The organism is Streptomyces sp. NBC_00306 (genome assembly GCF_036169555.1).
Taxonomy (GTDB): Bacteria; Actinomycetota; Actinomycetes; order Streptomycetales; family Streptomycetaceae; genus Streptomyces; species Streptomyces achmelvichensis.
The window spans coordinates 4,008,563-4,024,624 of record NZ_CP108032.1 but is presented as its reverse complement, the minus strand read 5'-3'; the positions used below and the strand labels follow the sequence as shown (position 1 = coordinate 4,024,624).

Annotated in this window: 11 protein-coding genes; 7 read left to right on the top strand and 4 right to left on the bottom strand. The window is 69.4% G+C overall.

Annotation, left to right across the window (positions count from 1 at the left end):
• The first annotated feature begins 77 nt into the window (after window positions 1-77).
• Window positions 78-848 (top strand): IclR family transcriptional regulator, encoded by a 771-nt coding sequence (locus tag OHA05_RS17915; RefSeq protein WP_313945352.1) that lies wholly within the window; start codon window positions 78-80, stop codon window positions 846-848.
• A gap of 108 nt (window positions 849-956) precedes the next feature.
• Window positions 957-1,391, top strand: a complete 435-nt coding sequence (locus OHA05_RS17910) for an SsgA family sporulation/cell division regulator (protein WP_313945353.1) — start codon at window positions 957-959, stop codon at window positions 1,389-1,391.
• A 10-nt stretch (window positions 1,392-1,401) separates the two neighbouring features.
• Here OHA05_RS17910 and OHA05_RS17905 read toward each other — a convergent pair whose 3' ends face one another.
• Window positions 1,402-2,748, bottom strand: a complete 1,347-nt coding sequence (locus OHA05_RS17905; RefSeq protein WP_328861142.1) for a YibE/F family protein — start codon at window positions 2,746-2,748, stop codon at window positions 1,402-1,404.
• 220 nt (window positions 2,749-2,968) lie between these two features.
• On the opposite strand from OHA05_RS17905, the gene thiC reads away from it, so the two are divergent.
• Entirely contained in the window at window positions 2,969-4,735 is a 1,767-nt protein-coding gene (gene thiC / locus OHA05_RS17900) for a phosphomethylpyrimidine synthase ThiC (protein ID WP_327682448.1), read from the top strand.
• A 100-nt stretch (window positions 4,736-4,835) separates the two neighbouring features.
• Here thiC and OHA05_RS17895 read toward each other — a convergent pair whose 3' ends face one another.
• The 3 genes from OHA05_RS17895 to OHA05_RS17885 form a co-directional block, all read right to left on the bottom strand.
• Window positions 4,836-5,666 (bottom strand): hypothetical protein, encoded by an 831-nt coding sequence (locus tag OHA05_RS17895; RefSeq protein ID WP_313945356.1) that lies wholly within the window; start codon window positions 5,664-5,666, stop codon window positions 4,836-4,838.
• Window positions 5,667-5,813: 147 nt separating this feature from the next.
• The gene (locus OHA05_RS17890) at window positions 5,814-7,022 is read right to left on the bottom strand and encodes a metallophosphoesterase (RefSeq protein ID WP_313945357.1); all 1,209 of its coding nucleotides are present in this window, start codon (window positions 7,020-7,022) and stop codon (window positions 5,814-5,816) included.
• 174 nt (window positions 7,023-7,196) lie between these two features.
• Window positions 7,197-8,309 (bottom strand): LacI family DNA-binding transcriptional regulator, encoded by a 1,113-nt coding sequence (locus OHA05_RS17885; RefSeq protein ID WP_313945358.1) that lies wholly within the window; start codon window positions 8,307-8,309, stop codon window positions 7,197-7,199.
• Between the two features lie 354 nt (window positions 8,310-8,663).
• Between OHA05_RS17885 and hisC the strand changes: the two genes are divergently transcribed.
• From hisC to cydD, 4 genes are all read left to right on the top strand, one after another.
• Complete coding sequence (hisC, locus tag OHA05_RS17880; protein ID WP_313945359.1) at window positions 8,664-9,743, top strand: histidinol-phosphate transaminase; 1,080 nt, start codon at window positions 8,664-8,666, stop codon at window positions 9,741-9,743.
• Window positions 9,744-9,980: 237 nt separating this feature from the next.
• Entirely contained in the window at window positions 9,981-11,489 is a 1,509-nt protein-coding gene (locus OHA05_RS17875; RefSeq protein WP_328861141.1) for a cytochrome ubiquinol oxidase subunit I, read from the top strand.
• A 21-nt stretch (window positions 11,490-11,510) separates the two neighbouring features.
• On the top strand, window positions 11,511-12,512 hold the full coding sequence (gene cydB / locus OHA05_RS17870; RefSeq protein WP_313945361.1) for a cytochrome d ubiquinol oxidase subunit II: 1,002 nt from the start codon (window positions 11,511-11,513) through the stop codon (window positions 12,510-12,512).
• 15 nt (window positions 12,513-12,527) lie between these two features.
• Window positions 12,528-16,058, top strand: a complete 3,531-nt coding sequence (gene cydD, locus OHA05_RS17865; protein WP_328861140.1) for a thiol reductant ABC exporter subunit CydD — start codon at window positions 12,528-12,530, stop codon at window positions 16,056-16,058.
• Window positions 16,059-16,062 lie beyond the last annotated feature (4 nt).

Below are 16,062 nucleotides of genomic sequence, written 5' to 3'. Positions count from 1 at the left end.
GGGAACGCTCGCCGAACCCCGGGTATCACGGGCGGGCGGCCATTACTGTGGCAGCCCATCCAGCCCGGGGGTGACCTTTGGCCACGGCGACGAACGCCACGACCCCTACGCTCATCGGTTCGGTGCAGCGGGCGTTGAGGCTGCTGGAAGCCGCCGCGTCCCATCGCGAGGGGGCGCCCGCCAAGGTGCTTGCGCGAGAGGCCGCGATTCCCCTGCCGACCGCGTACCACCTGCTGCGGACGCTGACGCACGAGGACTATCTCCGGCGCGAGAAAGGGGTGTTCGTCCTCGGCGGCGCGGTCGGCCGGCTCGCTCTCGGCGAGTCTGTGCAGAATCGTCGCAGCAGGCTCGAGGACGCACTCCGGCACTGGCGGGACGCGATCGGCGTACCGGTCTACTTCGCGCTCTACCGCGAGGGCGAGATCGAACTCGTCGCCATCTCCGACACCCCCTACGCACCCGCCGTCGCGGAGTGGGCGGACTTCCGTGAGACGGGCCATGCGCACGCGATCGGGCAGTGTCTGCTGAGCCAGCTGGACGAGAACGGCCGCCGTGACCATCTGGACCGGCATCCGGTCCAGCCGGTGACCCCCTACTCCGTGTCCGACAGCCGCACGCTGCTGGATCGGCTCGCCACCACGGGCAGGATGCAACCGGTCGTGGAACGCCAGGAATACGCGCTCGGCACGGTCTGCGCGGCCATCCCGGTCGCCACCGGTTCCGGGGCGGCCACGATGGCTATTTCGCTGCCCCTGCACCAGGAAGAGCGACTGCTTCCGGCTATTGAGCAATTGCGCAAGGGAATTGGCGGTCTGCTCGGCGCGCTCGCGTTCTCTATCAGTATCTGAAAAATCACTCCTTGTGGACCTCTGGCGCTTACACCACGATTGTGGCAAGAAGGCCAAGGGGATCGTTCTGGCCGTTTTCAGCAGGCCTCATTCACTGCGGAGTACATGATGCGCGAGTCGGTCCAGGCCGAGGTCCTGATGAGCTTCCTCGTCTCGGAGGAGCTCTCGTTCCGGATCCCGGTGGGGCTCCGCTACGAGACGGACGATCCGTATGCCGTGCGGATGACCTTCCATCTGCCGGGCGACGCACCCGTGACCTGGGCCTTCGGACGCGAGCTGCTGTTGGACGGGATCAGCGGGCCGAGCGGGGACGGCGATGTGCACATCGCGCCCACCGGCGCGGCGGGCCTCGGTGACCTTGCCATCCGGCTCCAAGTGGGCAGCGACCGTGCCCTGTTCCACGTCGGGGCGGCGCCTGTGGTGGCCTTCCTGGACCGCACGGACAAGCTCGTACCGCTGGGGCAGGAGCACCGGTACGGCGACTTCAGGGAATGCCTGGAGAGGGCGCTCGACGGCATCCTCGCCGAGGAGAACGCCGGCTGAGCGCCCCGTCTCACTTCTTGCGACGGCGGCCCTTGCCGCCCCGCCCCGGCGCCGCGCTGCGGGCCGGGGTGTCGCTCTCTCCTGCGGGCAGCCCCGGTCGGTCCGCCGAGACCACCAGCGCCGCCAGAATGGTCGTCACCGGTACCGACGCGACCAGACCGATCGATCCGATGAGGGTCCGTACGATCTCCTCCGCCACCAGCTCACTGTTGGCGACGGTACCGACGCTGCTCTGCGCGATCGAGAACAGCAGGAGCAGCGGCAGCGCGGCACCCGCGTAGGCCAGGACAAGGGTGTTGACGACGGATGCGATGTGATCGCGCCCGATACGGATGCCCGCCCGGTACAGCCCCTTGGCGCCCATGTCCGGGTCGGCCTGGTGCAGTTCCCATACGGCGGACGTCTGGGTCACCGTCACATCGTCGAGGACGCCGAGCGAGCCGATGATGACGCCGGCCAGCAGCAGACCGCTCATGTCGATGTTCGGGTACAGGCCGTGGATCAGGCCGGTGTTGTCGTCGGTGTTGCCGCTCAGGCTCGCCCAGCCGATGAACAGCGAACCGAGAAGCCCGATGAGCAGCAGGGAGATCAGCGTGCCCAGGACCGCGACCGAGGTGCGCGCTGTCAGTCCGTGGCACATGTAGAGCGCGATCAGCATGATGGCGCTCGCTCCGACCACGGCGACGATCAGGGGATTGGAGCCCTGGAGGATCGCGGGAAGGATGAACACGGTCAGGACCGCGAACGAGACGACGAGCGCCAGCAGCGCCATCACCCCGCGCATGCGGCCCACCAGCACCACCACCAGGGCGAAGATCCCGGCCAGCACCGCCATCGGGAATCCGCGGTCCACGTCCGTCACCGAGTACTGGAGGTCGCGCGGGGCGTCGGGGGCATACGCCACCACCACGCCCTGGCCCTTCTTCAACTGCCGTGGAGCGTCCGGCTGGACGATCTCGACGAAGGTGCGGCCCTTGTTCTTGCCGGAGGTGACCTCGACCGTTGCCTTCCCGCAGTCGCCCTGCTGGGAAGCGGCCGCCTCGCGCCCCTCGGGGGTGGTGGGGTCCGCGGTCGGTGGCACCTGTCCGGCGTTCACGTCCTTGCAGTCGACCTTCTCGACCGAGACCACCTTGCCCGACTCGGTCTGACGGTCGAAGCCCACTCCGGTGCGCTCGTGGCCGGGTGCGCCACCCGGCCAGAGCACGAGAAGCCCCACGACCACAGCGGTGGCGAAGGGGATCAGCACGGCCGCGATGACCTTGCGGAGGTGCCGGGAGACAGGTGCGGCGGGGCCATGGGAGTGCGAGTGGCCGTGCGGCTCGGGCGTCTGATGCGGGTCGGGCGGCGATGAGGTCACCGACAGATCATCGCAAGAACGGTTGGGGGCCTCTGTTCAGCGCGCCAGACATGACGCTAGCGTGGAGGCACCTTTGCACACGCGGGAGCTCGGAGCACCGGGCTGAGAGGGCGCTGACCTTCGTCCCAGTGGTGTTTCACGTGAAACACCGTCGGACGGAAGCCGCTGCGTCGACCGCCGAACCTGTTACCGGGTAATGCCGGCGTAGGGAGTAGGTCTCATGACCGTTCAGGATGCACGCACGCCTGCCGCCGACCAGGCGGAGCGCACGCCGGGCTGGCACAAGGGATACGTCGAGGGCTCGCGCCCCGACCTCCGGGTGCCCGTCCGCCAGGTGCACCTCACCAATGGCACGGACGTCACGCTGTACGACACGTCCGGGCCGTACACCGACCCCACCGTCGAGACCGATGTCCGCCGCGGCCTGGCGCCGCTGCGGGAGAACTGGATCATCGGCCGCGGCGACACCGAGGAGTACGCGGGCCGTCCCGTCCGGCCCGAGGACGACGGGATCAAGCACACCTCGCCGCGCGGCGGGCTGCGGAATCTCGACGCGGTGTTCCCCGGCCGCCCACGCCAGCCCCGCCGGGGCCGGGACGGGAAGGCGGTGACGCAACTCGCGTACGCGCGCCGGGGCGAGATCACCCCGGAGATGGAGTACGTCGCCATCCGCGAGAACGTGCCGGCCGAGGTCGTGCGCGAGGAGATCGCGGCCGGCCGTGCGGTTCTGCCGGCCAACGTCAACCACCCCGAGATCGAGCCGATGATCATCGGCAAGCGGTTCCTGGTGAAGGTCAACGCCAACATCGGCAACTCCGCGGTCACTTCCTCCATCGAGGAAGAGGTCGAGAAGATGACCTGGGCCACCAAGTGGGGCGCGGACACGGTCATGGACCTCTCGACCGGCCGCAACATCCACACCACCCGCGAATGGGTGCTGCGCAATTCCCCCGTGCCGATCGGCACCGTGCCGCTCTACCAGGCTCTCGAGAAGGTGGACGGCAGGGCCGAGGAGCTCAGCTGGGAGATCTACAAGGACACGGTCATCGAGCAGGCCGAGCAGGGCGTGGACTACATGACGGTCCACGCGGGCGTGCTGCTGCGGTACGTCCCGCTCACCGCCCGCCGCAAGACGGGCATCGTCTCGCGCGGCGGCTCGATCATGGCCGCCTGGTGCCTGGCGCACCACAAGGAGTCGTTCCTCTACGAGAACTTCGAGGAACTGTGCGAGATCCTCGCCGCGTACGACGTGACGTACTCCCTCGGTGACGGGCTGCGGCCCGGCTCGATCGCGGACGCCAACGACGAGGCGCAGTTCGCGGAGCTGCGCACCCTCGGTGAGCTCAACACGATCGCCAAGCGTTTCAACGTGCAGACGATGATCGAAGGACCCGGTCACGTCCCGATGCACAAGATCAAGGAGAACATCGACCTCCAGCAGGAGATCTGCGAGGAGGCGCCGTTCTACACGCTCGGCCCGCTCACGACGGACGTCGCTCCCGCGTACGACCACATCACCTCCGGTATCGGAGCGGCGATGATCGCGTGGTGGGGTACGGCGATGCTCTGCTACGTCACGCCCAAGGAGCACCTGGGCCTGCCGAACCGCGACGATGTGAAGACCGGCGTCATCACCTACAAGATCGCCGCTCATGCCGCGGACCTGGCCAAGGGCCACCCGGGCGCGCAGGAGTGGGACGACGCACTGTCGGACGCCCGCTTCGAGTTCCGGTGGGAAGACCAGTTCAATCTGGCTCTCGACCCGGACACGGCGCGGGAGTTCCACGACGAGACGCTCCCCGCCGAGCCGGCGAAGACCGCACACTTCTGCTCCATGTGCGGGCCCAAGTTCTGCAGCATGAAGATCTCGCAGGACATCCGGCGCCGGCACGGCGACTCGCAGCAGGAGATCGAGGAGGGGATGGCGGAGAAGTCCAAGGAGTTCGCCGCCGCCGGCAACCGGGTGTACCTGCCGATCGCCGAGTGAGCCCCGCGGCTCTCTGACCCGCGGTCCTCCCGTATCCGCGAGGTCGTACGTCCGAGGTGTCCGAGGCGCGCTCCCGCTTTCGCGGGGCGCGCCTCGGGGATCACTCCGGCTGGTGCTCGGGTCCGCCGAAATCCGGGCTGGTGAAGTCCGGACTGGTGAACGTGGGCCGCTGGCCCGCCGTCGAGCCCTCGGCGGGGCTCGAGTAGTCCGGACCGCTGTAGCCGACCTTGGGGATACGGCTCACCGGTCGCGGCGGCTTGCTCGACGTCGGGTCGGCGCTGGGGTCCGCCAGCGCCGCCCGCAGGAAGGGCAGCAGGCCCCGTTCGAGCAGGGCGTGCCGCCAGGCGTCCTTGGCACGTGCCACCTCGTCGGGCAGTTCACCGGTCACCTCTTCCGCGGGCACCTGCGTCGCGCCGTTGCGCAGCGCGGTGAGCAGCAGGGCCACCGCGGCCACCAGGATCGCGGCCGCCGTGAGAGCCCCGAAGAACCAGCCCGCCGAGACCAGGGTCTGCGCGAACGCGGCTGTCGGGCTGAGCGCTTTCAGGATGTAGCCGACGAGCAGGAATATCAGCGCGGCCGTACCGGCGAGCACCGGAGCGAGCACGGCGATGACGGCCGCGAAGCCCGCACCGCTCTCGGCTGCGGCCTCGCCGGTGACCGGCGCCAGCACGGAATGACGTACGGACGCGGCGGCCTTGGGGGCGCGCATCTCCTCGCGGATCTTTGTGTAGTGCTCGTACTCGGCCGCGGCGGCGGTGGTGATCAGCGCCGTCGCGTTGAGTGCCATCGTGCGCAGCTGTTCGGTGTTCAGTCGCTGCCCCACGGCAGCGAGGTCCGGACGGTCATGGGCGTTGCGCAGCGCGTCGTCGAGGATGCGCTCGTACTCGGCGCGGTCCTCGGTCAGCAGGTGCGGAGCGCTGTTCATGTGCATCCCCCGATGCTCCGTAGGGCCGGATTGACCGGGCGAACCGGGCAGTTGGGCGGAAACGGAGGAGAGCCTGCTACGGATAAGCCGATGGTAGAGCGGTTACGGCACGGGGTGACAGGGGGTTTCAGTAAATCGCCTGTCGTGCTCTGCTCAGTTGGGCAGCGGAAGTTGCACGACAAGCAGCTTTCCGGCCATGGTCACGCCGCCGTCCATGGCGATCGCGAGCCCGTCGGCGTACACATGCGGCCCTTCGACGACCGGACGGGCGCCGTCCTCGCCGTCCTCGGTGCCCACTTCGCCGAGCAGATACGGAATGGGGCTGTGGCCGTGCACGACGCGCGTGCCCCCGTATGTGCCCAGCAGTTGGCGGACGGCCTCGGGGCCGCCGTCGTCGCGGAAGGCGAAGCGCTTGGTGAACTTGCGGAACACGTCCCAGCACTCGTCGGCGTCATTACGGGTGATGATCGCGTGGACGGTGTCGTTGACGTCCTCGATCGTGGAGCCGTAGTCGAGGTACGCCGTCGTGTCGGAGTGCAGGAGAAGGTGCCCGTCCTCCTCCACGACCGCGTCGAGGCGGGCCATCCACTGGAGATGGACGTCCTGCAGCCGGTCCATGTCGGACTTCTGGCCGCCGTTGAGCAGCCAGGCGGCCTGGAAGGTGGCGGTGCCCGCACCGGAGTTGACGGGGGTGTCGCCGAACCGCTTGGCGCCGAGGAGCAGCAGTTCGTGGTTGCCCATCAGGGCCTTGCAGTAGCCGCCGGCGGCCGCGGCCTCCGCGGACAGCCGCATGACGAGGTCGATGACGCCGATGCCGTCGGGCCCGCGGTCGGTGAAGTCGCCGAGGAACCACAGACGGGCGTTGCCCGCGGACCAGTTGCCCTCGGTGTCGATGAGGCCCTGCGCGGTGAGGGCGGCGACGAGTTCGTCGAGATAGCCGTGGACGTCGCCGACGACATAGAGCGGACCGAGGCCGTCTTCGGCCGCGGCGGCTTCCTCCGGATCGACGTGCACCTGCACGGTGTCGCCCGGACCGCCTGCCCTGATCACCGGGAGGTCGCGCGCGGTGGGGGTGTACCCGTCCGGCATCTCGTCCTCGGGCACCGCGTTGCCGGGGTGCGAGGACGGCGCGGCGGGCTGCGGGGGCGGCTGTTCCTCGCGGCTCATGGGCGCCTGCCCCTGGGCCGGCACATAGGCGTGCTGAGCGTGTGTCCCCGAAGGCGCCTCGGCGGGCATCTCCGGAGGCTGCCCCTGCCCATGGGGCGACTGTGACTGCACGGGCACCTGTGCGTAAGGCGGGACACGGAAATCACGCAATGTCTCCGTACGCACCACGGGTCCCTGACCGGCCCCCTGAGTCATCGACCCCTCCACCACCGTCGCGCCGCCGTTCACCTCTCGGCCCAGCCTGGTCGGGGTGGTCCGCGGTGTCGTGCGCCCATCATAGGAATGAGGTCCGCGCTCTGTGACGCACCAGGGGTGGTGAATCCGTCCGCACCCCTGGCACGCCGGTCGTTTCGTCCCCATTCGGAAGGTCTAGTCCGGTGAGGGGGAACGCGGTGCGCTCACCGTCGTCCGCGGATTACGTCGCTGCGAGGACGTCCGGACGATCAGTTCGGTCGGTATCACCTGCTCGACCGGCCGGTCCTCGTCGATTCCCTCGATGGCGTCGATGAGGAGCTGGACGACCGCCGTGCCGATCCTGCGCGGCTTCAGCGAGAGGGTGGTGATGGGCGGCTCGGTCGTGGCGTACACCGTCGACTCGCTGCAGCAGACCAGCAGGAGATCCTCGGGGACGCGCAGTCCGTACCGCCGGGCGGCGGCGAGCAGATCGGTGCCGTTGGGGTCGAAGAGGCCGTAGACGGCGTCCGGCCGGTCCGGCCGCGCGAGCAGCCGGTCGGCTGCGACGGCGCCGGCACACGGGTCGTGCGCGGGGTAGGACTCGTAGACCGGGTCCTGGCCGACCCGCTCGCACCAGTTGAGATACGCGGTCGTGGACAGGCGCGTGTAGGTGTCCGTGGTGGTGCCGGTGAGCAGCCCGATACGGCGGGCGCCGGCGTCGGCGAGATGGTCGAGCAGATCGAGTACGGCGGCTTCATGGTCGTTGTCGACCCAGGCGGTGACCGGCAGGGTGCCTGCCGGGCGGCCGTCGGAGACCACGGGCAGGCCCTGGCGGACGAGCTCGGTGACCACCGGGTCGTGGTCGGAGGGGTCGATGACCACCGTGCCGTCCAGGGCGACGTTCGACCACACGTCGTGGCGGGATGTCGCCGGAAGGATCACGAGGGCATAGCCGCGGGCGAGTGCCGCGGAGGTCGCGGCTCTGGCCATCTCGGCGAAGTACGCGAATTCCGTGAAGGTGAAAGGTTCATCCCCGTACGTCGTGACGGTCAGGCCGATGAGGCCCGATTTACCGGTGCGGAGCGTGCGCGCCGCCGCGGAGGGGCGGTAGCCCAGCCGGTCTGCGACCTCGCGGACGTGCCGGCGCGTGGCGTCCGGGAGCCGGCCCTTGCCGTTGAGCGCGTCGGAGACAGTCGTGATGGAGACACCGGCTGCGGCGGCAACGTCTCGAATGCCTGCACGACCTTGCCGGCTGCCCCGGCGGGATGTGTCCGTCCGGCTCACCTGGTGCTTCCCTGCTGCTGTCATGGCGAGCCGATAGTAGGGCTCGGGCGGGCGGTTGAGCCGGTCGCATATGCCTGAGTTGACAGGCACGTTTCTGCAAGATCATAAGCCACCAACTCCCTTGGAAACCGAGGCAGTTGACGGGTCGGGCAACAGCGTCTCGGGCGTCCGGCGGCATCGGCCTGCCGAATGGCTCATGTTTCGAAGAGGTCTCAACTCACCACTACGGGTGATGCGCGCTACGGAGTGAGCCACAGGCGCACGCCAGGAAAGTGCGCGCTCCCCCCTTTTCCGGGCGGCCATTCGCACCGGCCGGGAATCCTCATAAGGTGAGGAGTATTGGTTCCGATGTGACGGACTCCTCGAGGAGGACCTGCGGTGAGCGAGACGAGCCCCAAGCTGCGCGCCGAGCTGGATGGCATCCCCACGTACAAGCCGGGCAGGCCCGCGGCGGCCGGCGGCCCCGTCGCGTACAAGCTGTCGTCCAACGAGAACCCGTATCCGCCCCTTCCGGGGGTGATGGAGCGCGTGACGGGCGCGGCCCACAGCTTCAACCGATACCCGGACATGGCCTGCACCGGCCTGATGAACGAGCTCTCGGACCGTTTCGGGGTGCCCCTGTCGCATCTGGCGACCGGCACCGGTTCGGTGGGTGTCGCCCAGTCCCTGCTGCAGTCCACCTCCGGCCCGGGCGATGAGGTCATCTACGCCTGGCGGTCCTTCGAGGCGTACCCGATCATCACCCGGATCAGCGGGGCGACGCCGGTGGAGGTGCCGCTGACCAGCGGCGAGGTGCACGACCTGGACGCGATGGCCGGCGCGGTCACCGACCGGACCCGGCTGATCTTCGTCTGCAACCCCAACAACCCGACCGGCACGGTGGTCCGCCGGGCCGAGCTGGAACGGTTCCTCGACCGGGTGCCGTCGGACGTTCTGGTGGTGCTGGACGAGGCGTACCGCGAGTTCATCCGCGACCCCGAGGTGCACGACGGCATCGACATCTACCGCGAGCGCCCCAACGTGGCGGTGCTGCGGACCTTCTCCAAGGCCTACGGGCTGGCCGGGCTGCGGGTCGGCTTCGCGGTCGCCCAGGAGCCGGTGGCCGCGGCGCTGCGCAAGACGGCGGTGCCCTTCGGTGTGACGCAGCTGGCGCAGGACGCGGCCGTCGCCTCGCTGCAGGCCGAGGACGAGCTGCTCGGCCGGGTCGGTTCCCTCGTGAGCGAGCGACTGCGGGTGTACGAGAGCCTGGTCAAGCAGGGCTGGACCGTCCCCGAGACCCAGGCGAACTTCGTCTGGCTGAGGCTCGGCGAGCGGACGGTCGACTTCGCGGCGGCGTGCGAGCAGGCCGGTGTCGTGGTGCGGCCCTTCCCGGGCGAGGGTGTGCGGGTCACGATCGGGGAGTCCGAGGCCAACGACATCTTCCTGCACACCGCGGACGCGTTCCGCGCGCAGATGTAGCGCCTGCACGCCCTCTGCTCGGCGCCGTTTCGGAGCGGCAGAACCCCCATGAGCCCGGTGCTCATGGGGGTTCTTTCCGAAAGGGGTACCCCCCGGTCGACAGTGCGAGCGGTACATGCGCCATAATGCTTGTGAATGTGAACGCGTTCACAAGCTAGTCCCGTTCCTCCCATGATCGGCGGGATTAACAGGACAAACGGCCGCTCGACCCTGCCGATGCTGTAAGGAGATGACGTCGTGGAGCTTGCTCTGGCGCCGGAAACGCTGGCGCGCTGGCAGTTCGGCATCACCACCGTCTACCACTTCCTCTTCGTCCCCCTCACGATCTCGCTGGCCGCGCTCACCGCGGGCCTGGAGACCGCCTGGGTCCGGACGCAGAAGGAGAAGTACCTCAGGGCCACCAAGTTCTGGGGCAAGCTGTTCCTGATCAACATCGCCATGGGTGTCGTGACGGGCATCGTCCAGGAGTTCCAGTTCGGTATGAACTGGTCCGACTACTCGCGCTTCGTCGGCGATGTCTTCGGTGCGCCCCTCGCCTTCGAGGCGCTGATCGCGTTCTTCTTCGAGTCCACCTTCATCGGTCTGTGGATCTTCGGCTGGGACAAGCTGCCGAAGAAGATCCACCTGGCCTGCATCTGGATGGTCTCGATCGGCACGATCCTCTCCGCCTACTTCATCCTGGCCGCCAACTCCTGGATGCAGCACCCGGTCGGCTACCGGATCAACAAGGAGCGGGGACGGGCCGAACTCACCGACTTCTGGCTGGTGCTGACCCAGAACACCGCGCTCACCCAGTTCTTCCACACCATCACGGCGGCCTTCCTCGTCGGCGGCGCGTTCATGGCCGGCATCGCGGCCTTCCACCTGGCACGCAAGAAGCACATCCCGGTGATGCGGACCTCGCTGCGGCTCGGCCTGATCACGATCATGATCTCCGGGATGCTCACCGCGGTCAGCGGCGATCTGCTCGGCAAGGTCATGTACAAACAGCAGCCGATGAAGATGGCCGCCGCCGAGGCGCTGTGGGAGGGCGAGGCGCCCGCGCCCTTCTCGGTCTTCGCCTACGGCGACGTGGAGAAGGGGCACAACAAGGTCGCCATCGAGATTCCGGGACTGCTGTCCTTCCTGGCCAACGACGACTTCACCTCGTACGTCCCGGGCATCAACGACGTGAACAAGGCCGAGCAGGAGAGGTTCGGGCCGGGGGACTACCGGCCCAACATCCCGGTCGCCTACTGGGGCTTCCGCTGGATGATCGGCTTCGGCATGGCGTCCCTGGCCATCGGGACGATCGGCCTCTGGCTCACCCGGAAGAAGTTCCTGCTGTCGCCGGGGCTGCGGACCGGTGAGGACGAGGTGCCCCATCTGGTGCTCTTCAAGAACAAGGCGCTGAACCCGCGGTTCACCAACTGGTACTGGGTCGTCGCGCTGTGGACCATGGCCTTCCCGCTGATCGCCAGCTCCTGGGGCTGGATCTTCACGGAGATGGGCCGGCAGCCGTGGGTCGTCTACGGGGTGCTGCGCACACGGGACGCGGTCTCCCCGGGCGTATCGCAGGGCGAGGTGCTCACCTCGATGATCGCGTTCACGACGCTCTACGCGATCCTCGCGGTGATCGAGGTCAGGCTCCTGGTGAAGTACGTGAAGGCAGGACCGCCCGAGCTCACCGAGGCCGACCTCAACCCGCCCACCAAGATCGGCGGCGACGACCAGGACGCCGACCGGCCGATGGCCTTCTCGTACTGAGCCCTGAGGAGCTGCTGAGGCATGGAACTTCACGACGTCTGGTTCGTACTCATCGCCGTCCTGTGGACCGGCTACTTCTTCCTCGAGGGCTTCGACTTCGGAGTCGGCGTCCTGACCAAGCTGCTGGCCAGGAACCGGGCCGAGCGGCGCGTGCTCATCAACACCATCGGGCCGGTCTGGGACGGCAACGAGGTGTGGCTGCTGTCCGCGGGCGGAGCCACCTTCGCCGCCTTCCCCGAGTGGTACGCCACGCTCTTCTCCGGCTTCTATCTGCCGCTGCTGCTGATCCTGGTCTGTCTGATCGTGCGCGGGGTCGCCTTCGAGTACCGGCACAAGCGGGACGAGGCGCTCTGGCAGAGCAACTGGGAGCACGCGATCTTCTGGACCTCGCTGCTGCCGGCTCTGCTCTGGGGTGTGGCCTTCGGCAACATCGTGCGCGGGGTGAAGATCGACGGCGACAAGGAGTACGTCGGCACCCTGTTCGACCTGCTCAACCCGTACGCGATCCTCGGCGGGCTGGTGACGCTGACGCTGTTCACCTTCCACGGCGCGGTCTTCACCGCACTGAAGACCGTGGGGGACATCCGGGTCCGGGCCCGGTCGCTGGCTCTCAAGCTCGGCCTGGTCACAGCCGCCCTGGCGCTCGGTTTTCTCGGCTGGACCCAGGTCTCGCGCGGCGATGGCACCAGCCTGGTCGCGATGATCGTCGCGGTGGTGGCGCTGGTCGCGGCCGTCGTGGCGATCGCCCGGGGACGCGAGGGATGGTCGTTCGCGTGGTCGGGTGTGACCATCGTGGCCGCGGTCGCGATGCTCTTCCTGACACTGTTCCCGAACGTCATGCCCTCTTCGCTCCAGGAGGACTGGAGCCTGACGGTCACCAACGCCTCGTCGAGCCCGTACACCTTGAAGATCATGACCTGGTGCGCAGGCATCGCCACACCGCTGGTGCTGCTCTACCAGGGCTGGACGTACTGGGTGTTCCGCAAGCGCATCGGTACGCACCACATCGCCGATGCTCACTAGTGGGGGATGTTTCACGTGAAACCGATCGACCCGCGTCTGCTCCGCTACGCCCGAGCCACTCGTCGCTTTCTGATCGCGGTGGTACTCCTCGGCCTGGTCGGGGCGGCGCTGGTCGTCGCCCAGGCGATGCTCATCGCCGAGGTGGTGGTGGGTGCCTTCCAGGACGGCATGGCGCCCTCCGGCCTCATGATTCCGCTGGCGCTGCTCGCGGCGGTCGCCGCAGGCCGGGGCCTGGTCTCCTGGCTGACCGAACTCGCCGCACACCGGGCGAGCGCGGCCGTGAAGTCGGAGCTGCGGGGCCGGCTGCTGGCACGGGCCACTGAACTCGGTCCCGGCTGGCTGAGCGGTCAGCGGACCGGGTCGCTCGTCGCCCTGGCCACCCGCGGAGTCGACGCGCTGGACGACTACTTCTCCCGCTATCTGCCCCAGCTCGGCCTCGCCGTCGTGGTCCCGGTGGCCGTACTGGCGCGGATCGTGACCGAGGACTGGGTCTCGGCAGCCGTCATCGTGGGGACGCTCCCCCTGATCCCGCTGTTCATGGTGCTCATCGGCTGGGCGACCCAGACGCGGATGGACCGTCAGTGGCGGCTGCTGTCGCGGTTGTCGGGTCACTTCCTCGATGTCGTGGCCGGTCTGCCGACCCTGAAGGTCTTCGGGCGGGCGAAGGCGCAGGCCGAGTCGATCCGGTCCATCACCGCCGAGTACCGGCGGGCCACGCTGCGGACCCTGCGGATCGCCTTCATCTCCTCCTTCGCGCTGGAACTGCTCTCCACCCTCTCGGTGGCTCTGGTGGCCGTCGGGATCGGCATGCGCCTGGTGCATGGGGACCTGGACCTGTACACCGGCCTGGTCATCCTGATCCTGGCGCCCGAGGCGTATCTGCCGATCCGGCAGGTGGGAGCGCAGTACCACGCGGCGGCCGAAGGGCTGTCCGCCGCGGACGAGATCTTCCGGGTCCTGGAGACCGAGCCACGACCGGCCGGTCACGCGGAGGTGCCCGGCACCCTGCGGATCGAGTTCGACAAGGTGACCGTCCGTCATGCCGGGCGCAGCGAGGCGTCCCTGGACTCGGCATCGCTCGTCGTGGAGAGCGGCGAGACCGTCGCGCTGGTGGGGCCGAGCGGCATCGGGAAGTCGACGTTGCTCGACGTCCTGCTGGGCTTCGTCGAACCGGCTCAGGGCCGGGTGCGCATCGGCGGGGTGGACCTGGGGGACATCGACCCTGACTCATGGCGCGAGAAGATCGCCTGGGTGCCGCAGCGTCCCCATCTCTTCGCGGGAACGATCGCGGAGAACGTACGCCTGGCCAGGCCGGACGCCGATGACGCCGCGGTGACGGCCGCGCTGCGGGACGCCGGGGCGTACGACTTCGTCAGCGCGCTCCCCGAGGGCGCGGCGACCGTGCTCGGGGAGGACGGCGCAGGACTCTCGGCCGGTCAGCGGCAGCGACTCGCGCTGGCCCGGGCGTTTCTCGCGGACCGGCCGTTGCTGCTGCTCGACGAACCGACCGCGGCCCTGGACGGGGAGACCGAGGAAGCGATCGTCGACGCGGTACGACGGCTGGCCGAGGGACGCACCGTCGTCCTGGTCGTCCACCGGCCGGCGCTTCTGTCGGTGGCCGACCGCGTGGTCACGCTCACGCGCCGAACCCCGGACGGGGTCAGGTCCGAACAGCCGCCCCGCCGCGTGCATGCGGCCGCGGCAGGGGAACCGGGCGCCGATCCCTGCCGGCTCGCGGACTCCATGAACGGCGAGTCCGCAGTAGGTGGTGCCCCGCTCGCCCGGGTGCGCAGAGCGGCCGGGAACCTGCGCGGCCGGTTCTGGCTGGCGCTGCTCCTCGGCGCTCTCGCGCTGGGATCCGCCGTCGGGCTCATGGCCGTCTCCGGCTGGCTCATCTCGCGAGCCTCGGAACAGCCGCCGGTCCTGTATCTGATGGTGGCCGTCACGGCGACCCGCGCCTTCGGCATCGGCCGGGCCGTCTTCCGGTACGCCGAGCGGCTCGTCTCCCACGACGCCGTGCTGCGGATGCTCGCCGAACTGCGCGTCGCCGTCTACCGGCGCCTGGAGCGCATCGCACCGGCGGGCCTGCGGCAGAGCCGGCGCGGTGACCTCCTGTCCCGCCTCGTCTCCGACGTCGATGCCCTGCAGGACTACTGGCTCCGCTGGCTGTTGCCGGCCGGTGTGGCCCTCGTCGTCGGCGCGGGTTCGGTCGGCTTCACCGCCTGGCTGCTCCCCGAGGCGGGAGCGGTGCTCGCCGTCGGACTGCTCGTGGCCGGCGTCCTCGTGCCCCTGATCAGTGGCCGGGTCGCACGGCGGGCGGAGCGGCAACTCGCCCCCGCCCGCGGCGAACTGTCCACCCGCGTCGCCGACCTGCTGCGCGGAACCGCAGAACTGACCGTCGCCGGGGCCCTGAAGGGCCGGGTCGACGGGACGCGTGCGGCCGACCGGCGGCTGACCCTGATCGCCTCACGAGGAGCCGCGGCCACCGCGCTCGGCGCCGGGCTCTCCGCGCTTGCCTGCGGACTGACCGTGGTGTGTGCCGCGTTCGCCGGGGTGCAGGCGGTACGGGAGGGACGCCTCGACGGGGTGTCGCTCGCCGTGGTGGTCCTCACTCCGCTCGCCGCCTTCGAGGCCGTGACCGGGCTCCCGCTCGCCGTGCAGTACCGGCAGCGGGTCAGGCGCAGCGCCGAGCGCGTGTACGAGGTGCTGGACGCGCCGGTCCCCGTACACGAACCGGAACACCCGGCGCAGGCCCCCGCGACGGCCTTTCCGCTCGACGTGCGCGGACTGCGGGCCCGGCACGCCGGTCAGGACCGGGACGCGATCACCGGCATCGATCTCACGATCACCGCGGGGACGAGGGTCGCCGTCGTCGGAACGTCGGGGTCGGGCAAGACCACCCTCGCGCAGGTCCTGCTCCGATTCCTCGACGCCGAGGCCGGGACCTACACGATCGGAGGTGTGGACGCGGCGGCACTGGACGGCGACACCGTCCGGCAGTTCGTCGGTTTGTGCGCGCAGGACGCCCACCTCTTCGACAGCTCCGTACGGGAGAACCTCAGGCTGGCGCGCACCGGCGCGACGGAGGATGAGCTGCGGAACGCACTGGCCGAGGCCCGACTGCTGGAGTGGGTGGACGCCCTGCCCGACGGGATGGACGCCCTCGTCGGCGAACACGGCGCCCAGCTCTCCGGCGGCCAGCGCCAGCGCCTGGCCCTGGCCCGCGCGCTGCTCGCCGACTTCCCGGTCCTCGTACTGGACGAGCCGGCCGAGCATCTCGACCTGGTGACCGCCGACGCGCTGACGGCAGACCTCCTGGCGGCCACCGAGGACCGCACGCTGCGAGGAGCGGCCACGGTGCTGATCACGCATCGGCTCCAGGGGCTCGACGCCGTGGACGAGGTCGTGGTCCTGGAGGACGGCCGGGTGGTGCAGCGCGGCCCGTACGCCGAGATCGCGGCGGTGGACGGTCCGCTGCGCCGGATGGTGGAGCGGGAGCGGGCGGCGGATCTGCTCGGCACCCGGGTGGCGGCGGCAGGGGTCTGATCCC

What these genes read in the sequence shown, in the direction of transcription:
- cydB (WP_313945361.1), top strand. Translation starts at nt 11,511, where the DNA reads ATGGAACTTCACGACGTCTGGTTCGTACTCATCGCCGTCCTGTGGACC.
- OHA05_RS17885 (WP_313945358.1), bottom strand. Translation starts at nt 8,309, where the DNA reads ATGACAGCAGCAGGGAAGCACCAGGTGAGCCGGACGGACACATCCCGC.
- OHA05_RS17895 (WP_313945356.1), bottom strand. Translation starts at nt 5,666, where the DNA reads ATGCACATGAACAGCGCTCCGCACCTGCTGACCGAGGACCGCGCCGAG.
- OHA05_RS17910 (WP_313945353.1), top strand. Translation starts at nt 957, where the DNA reads ATGCGCGAGTCGGTCCAGGCCGAGGTCCTGATGAGCTTCCTCGTCTCG.
- thiC (WP_327682448.1), top strand. Translation starts at nt 2,969, where the DNA reads ATGACCGTTCAGGATGCACGCACGCCTGCCGCCGACCAGGCGGAGCGC.
- OHA05_RS17890 (WP_313945357.1), bottom strand. Translation starts at nt 7,022, where the DNA reads ATGACTCAGGGGGCCGGTCAGGGACCCGTGGTGCGTACGGAGACATTG.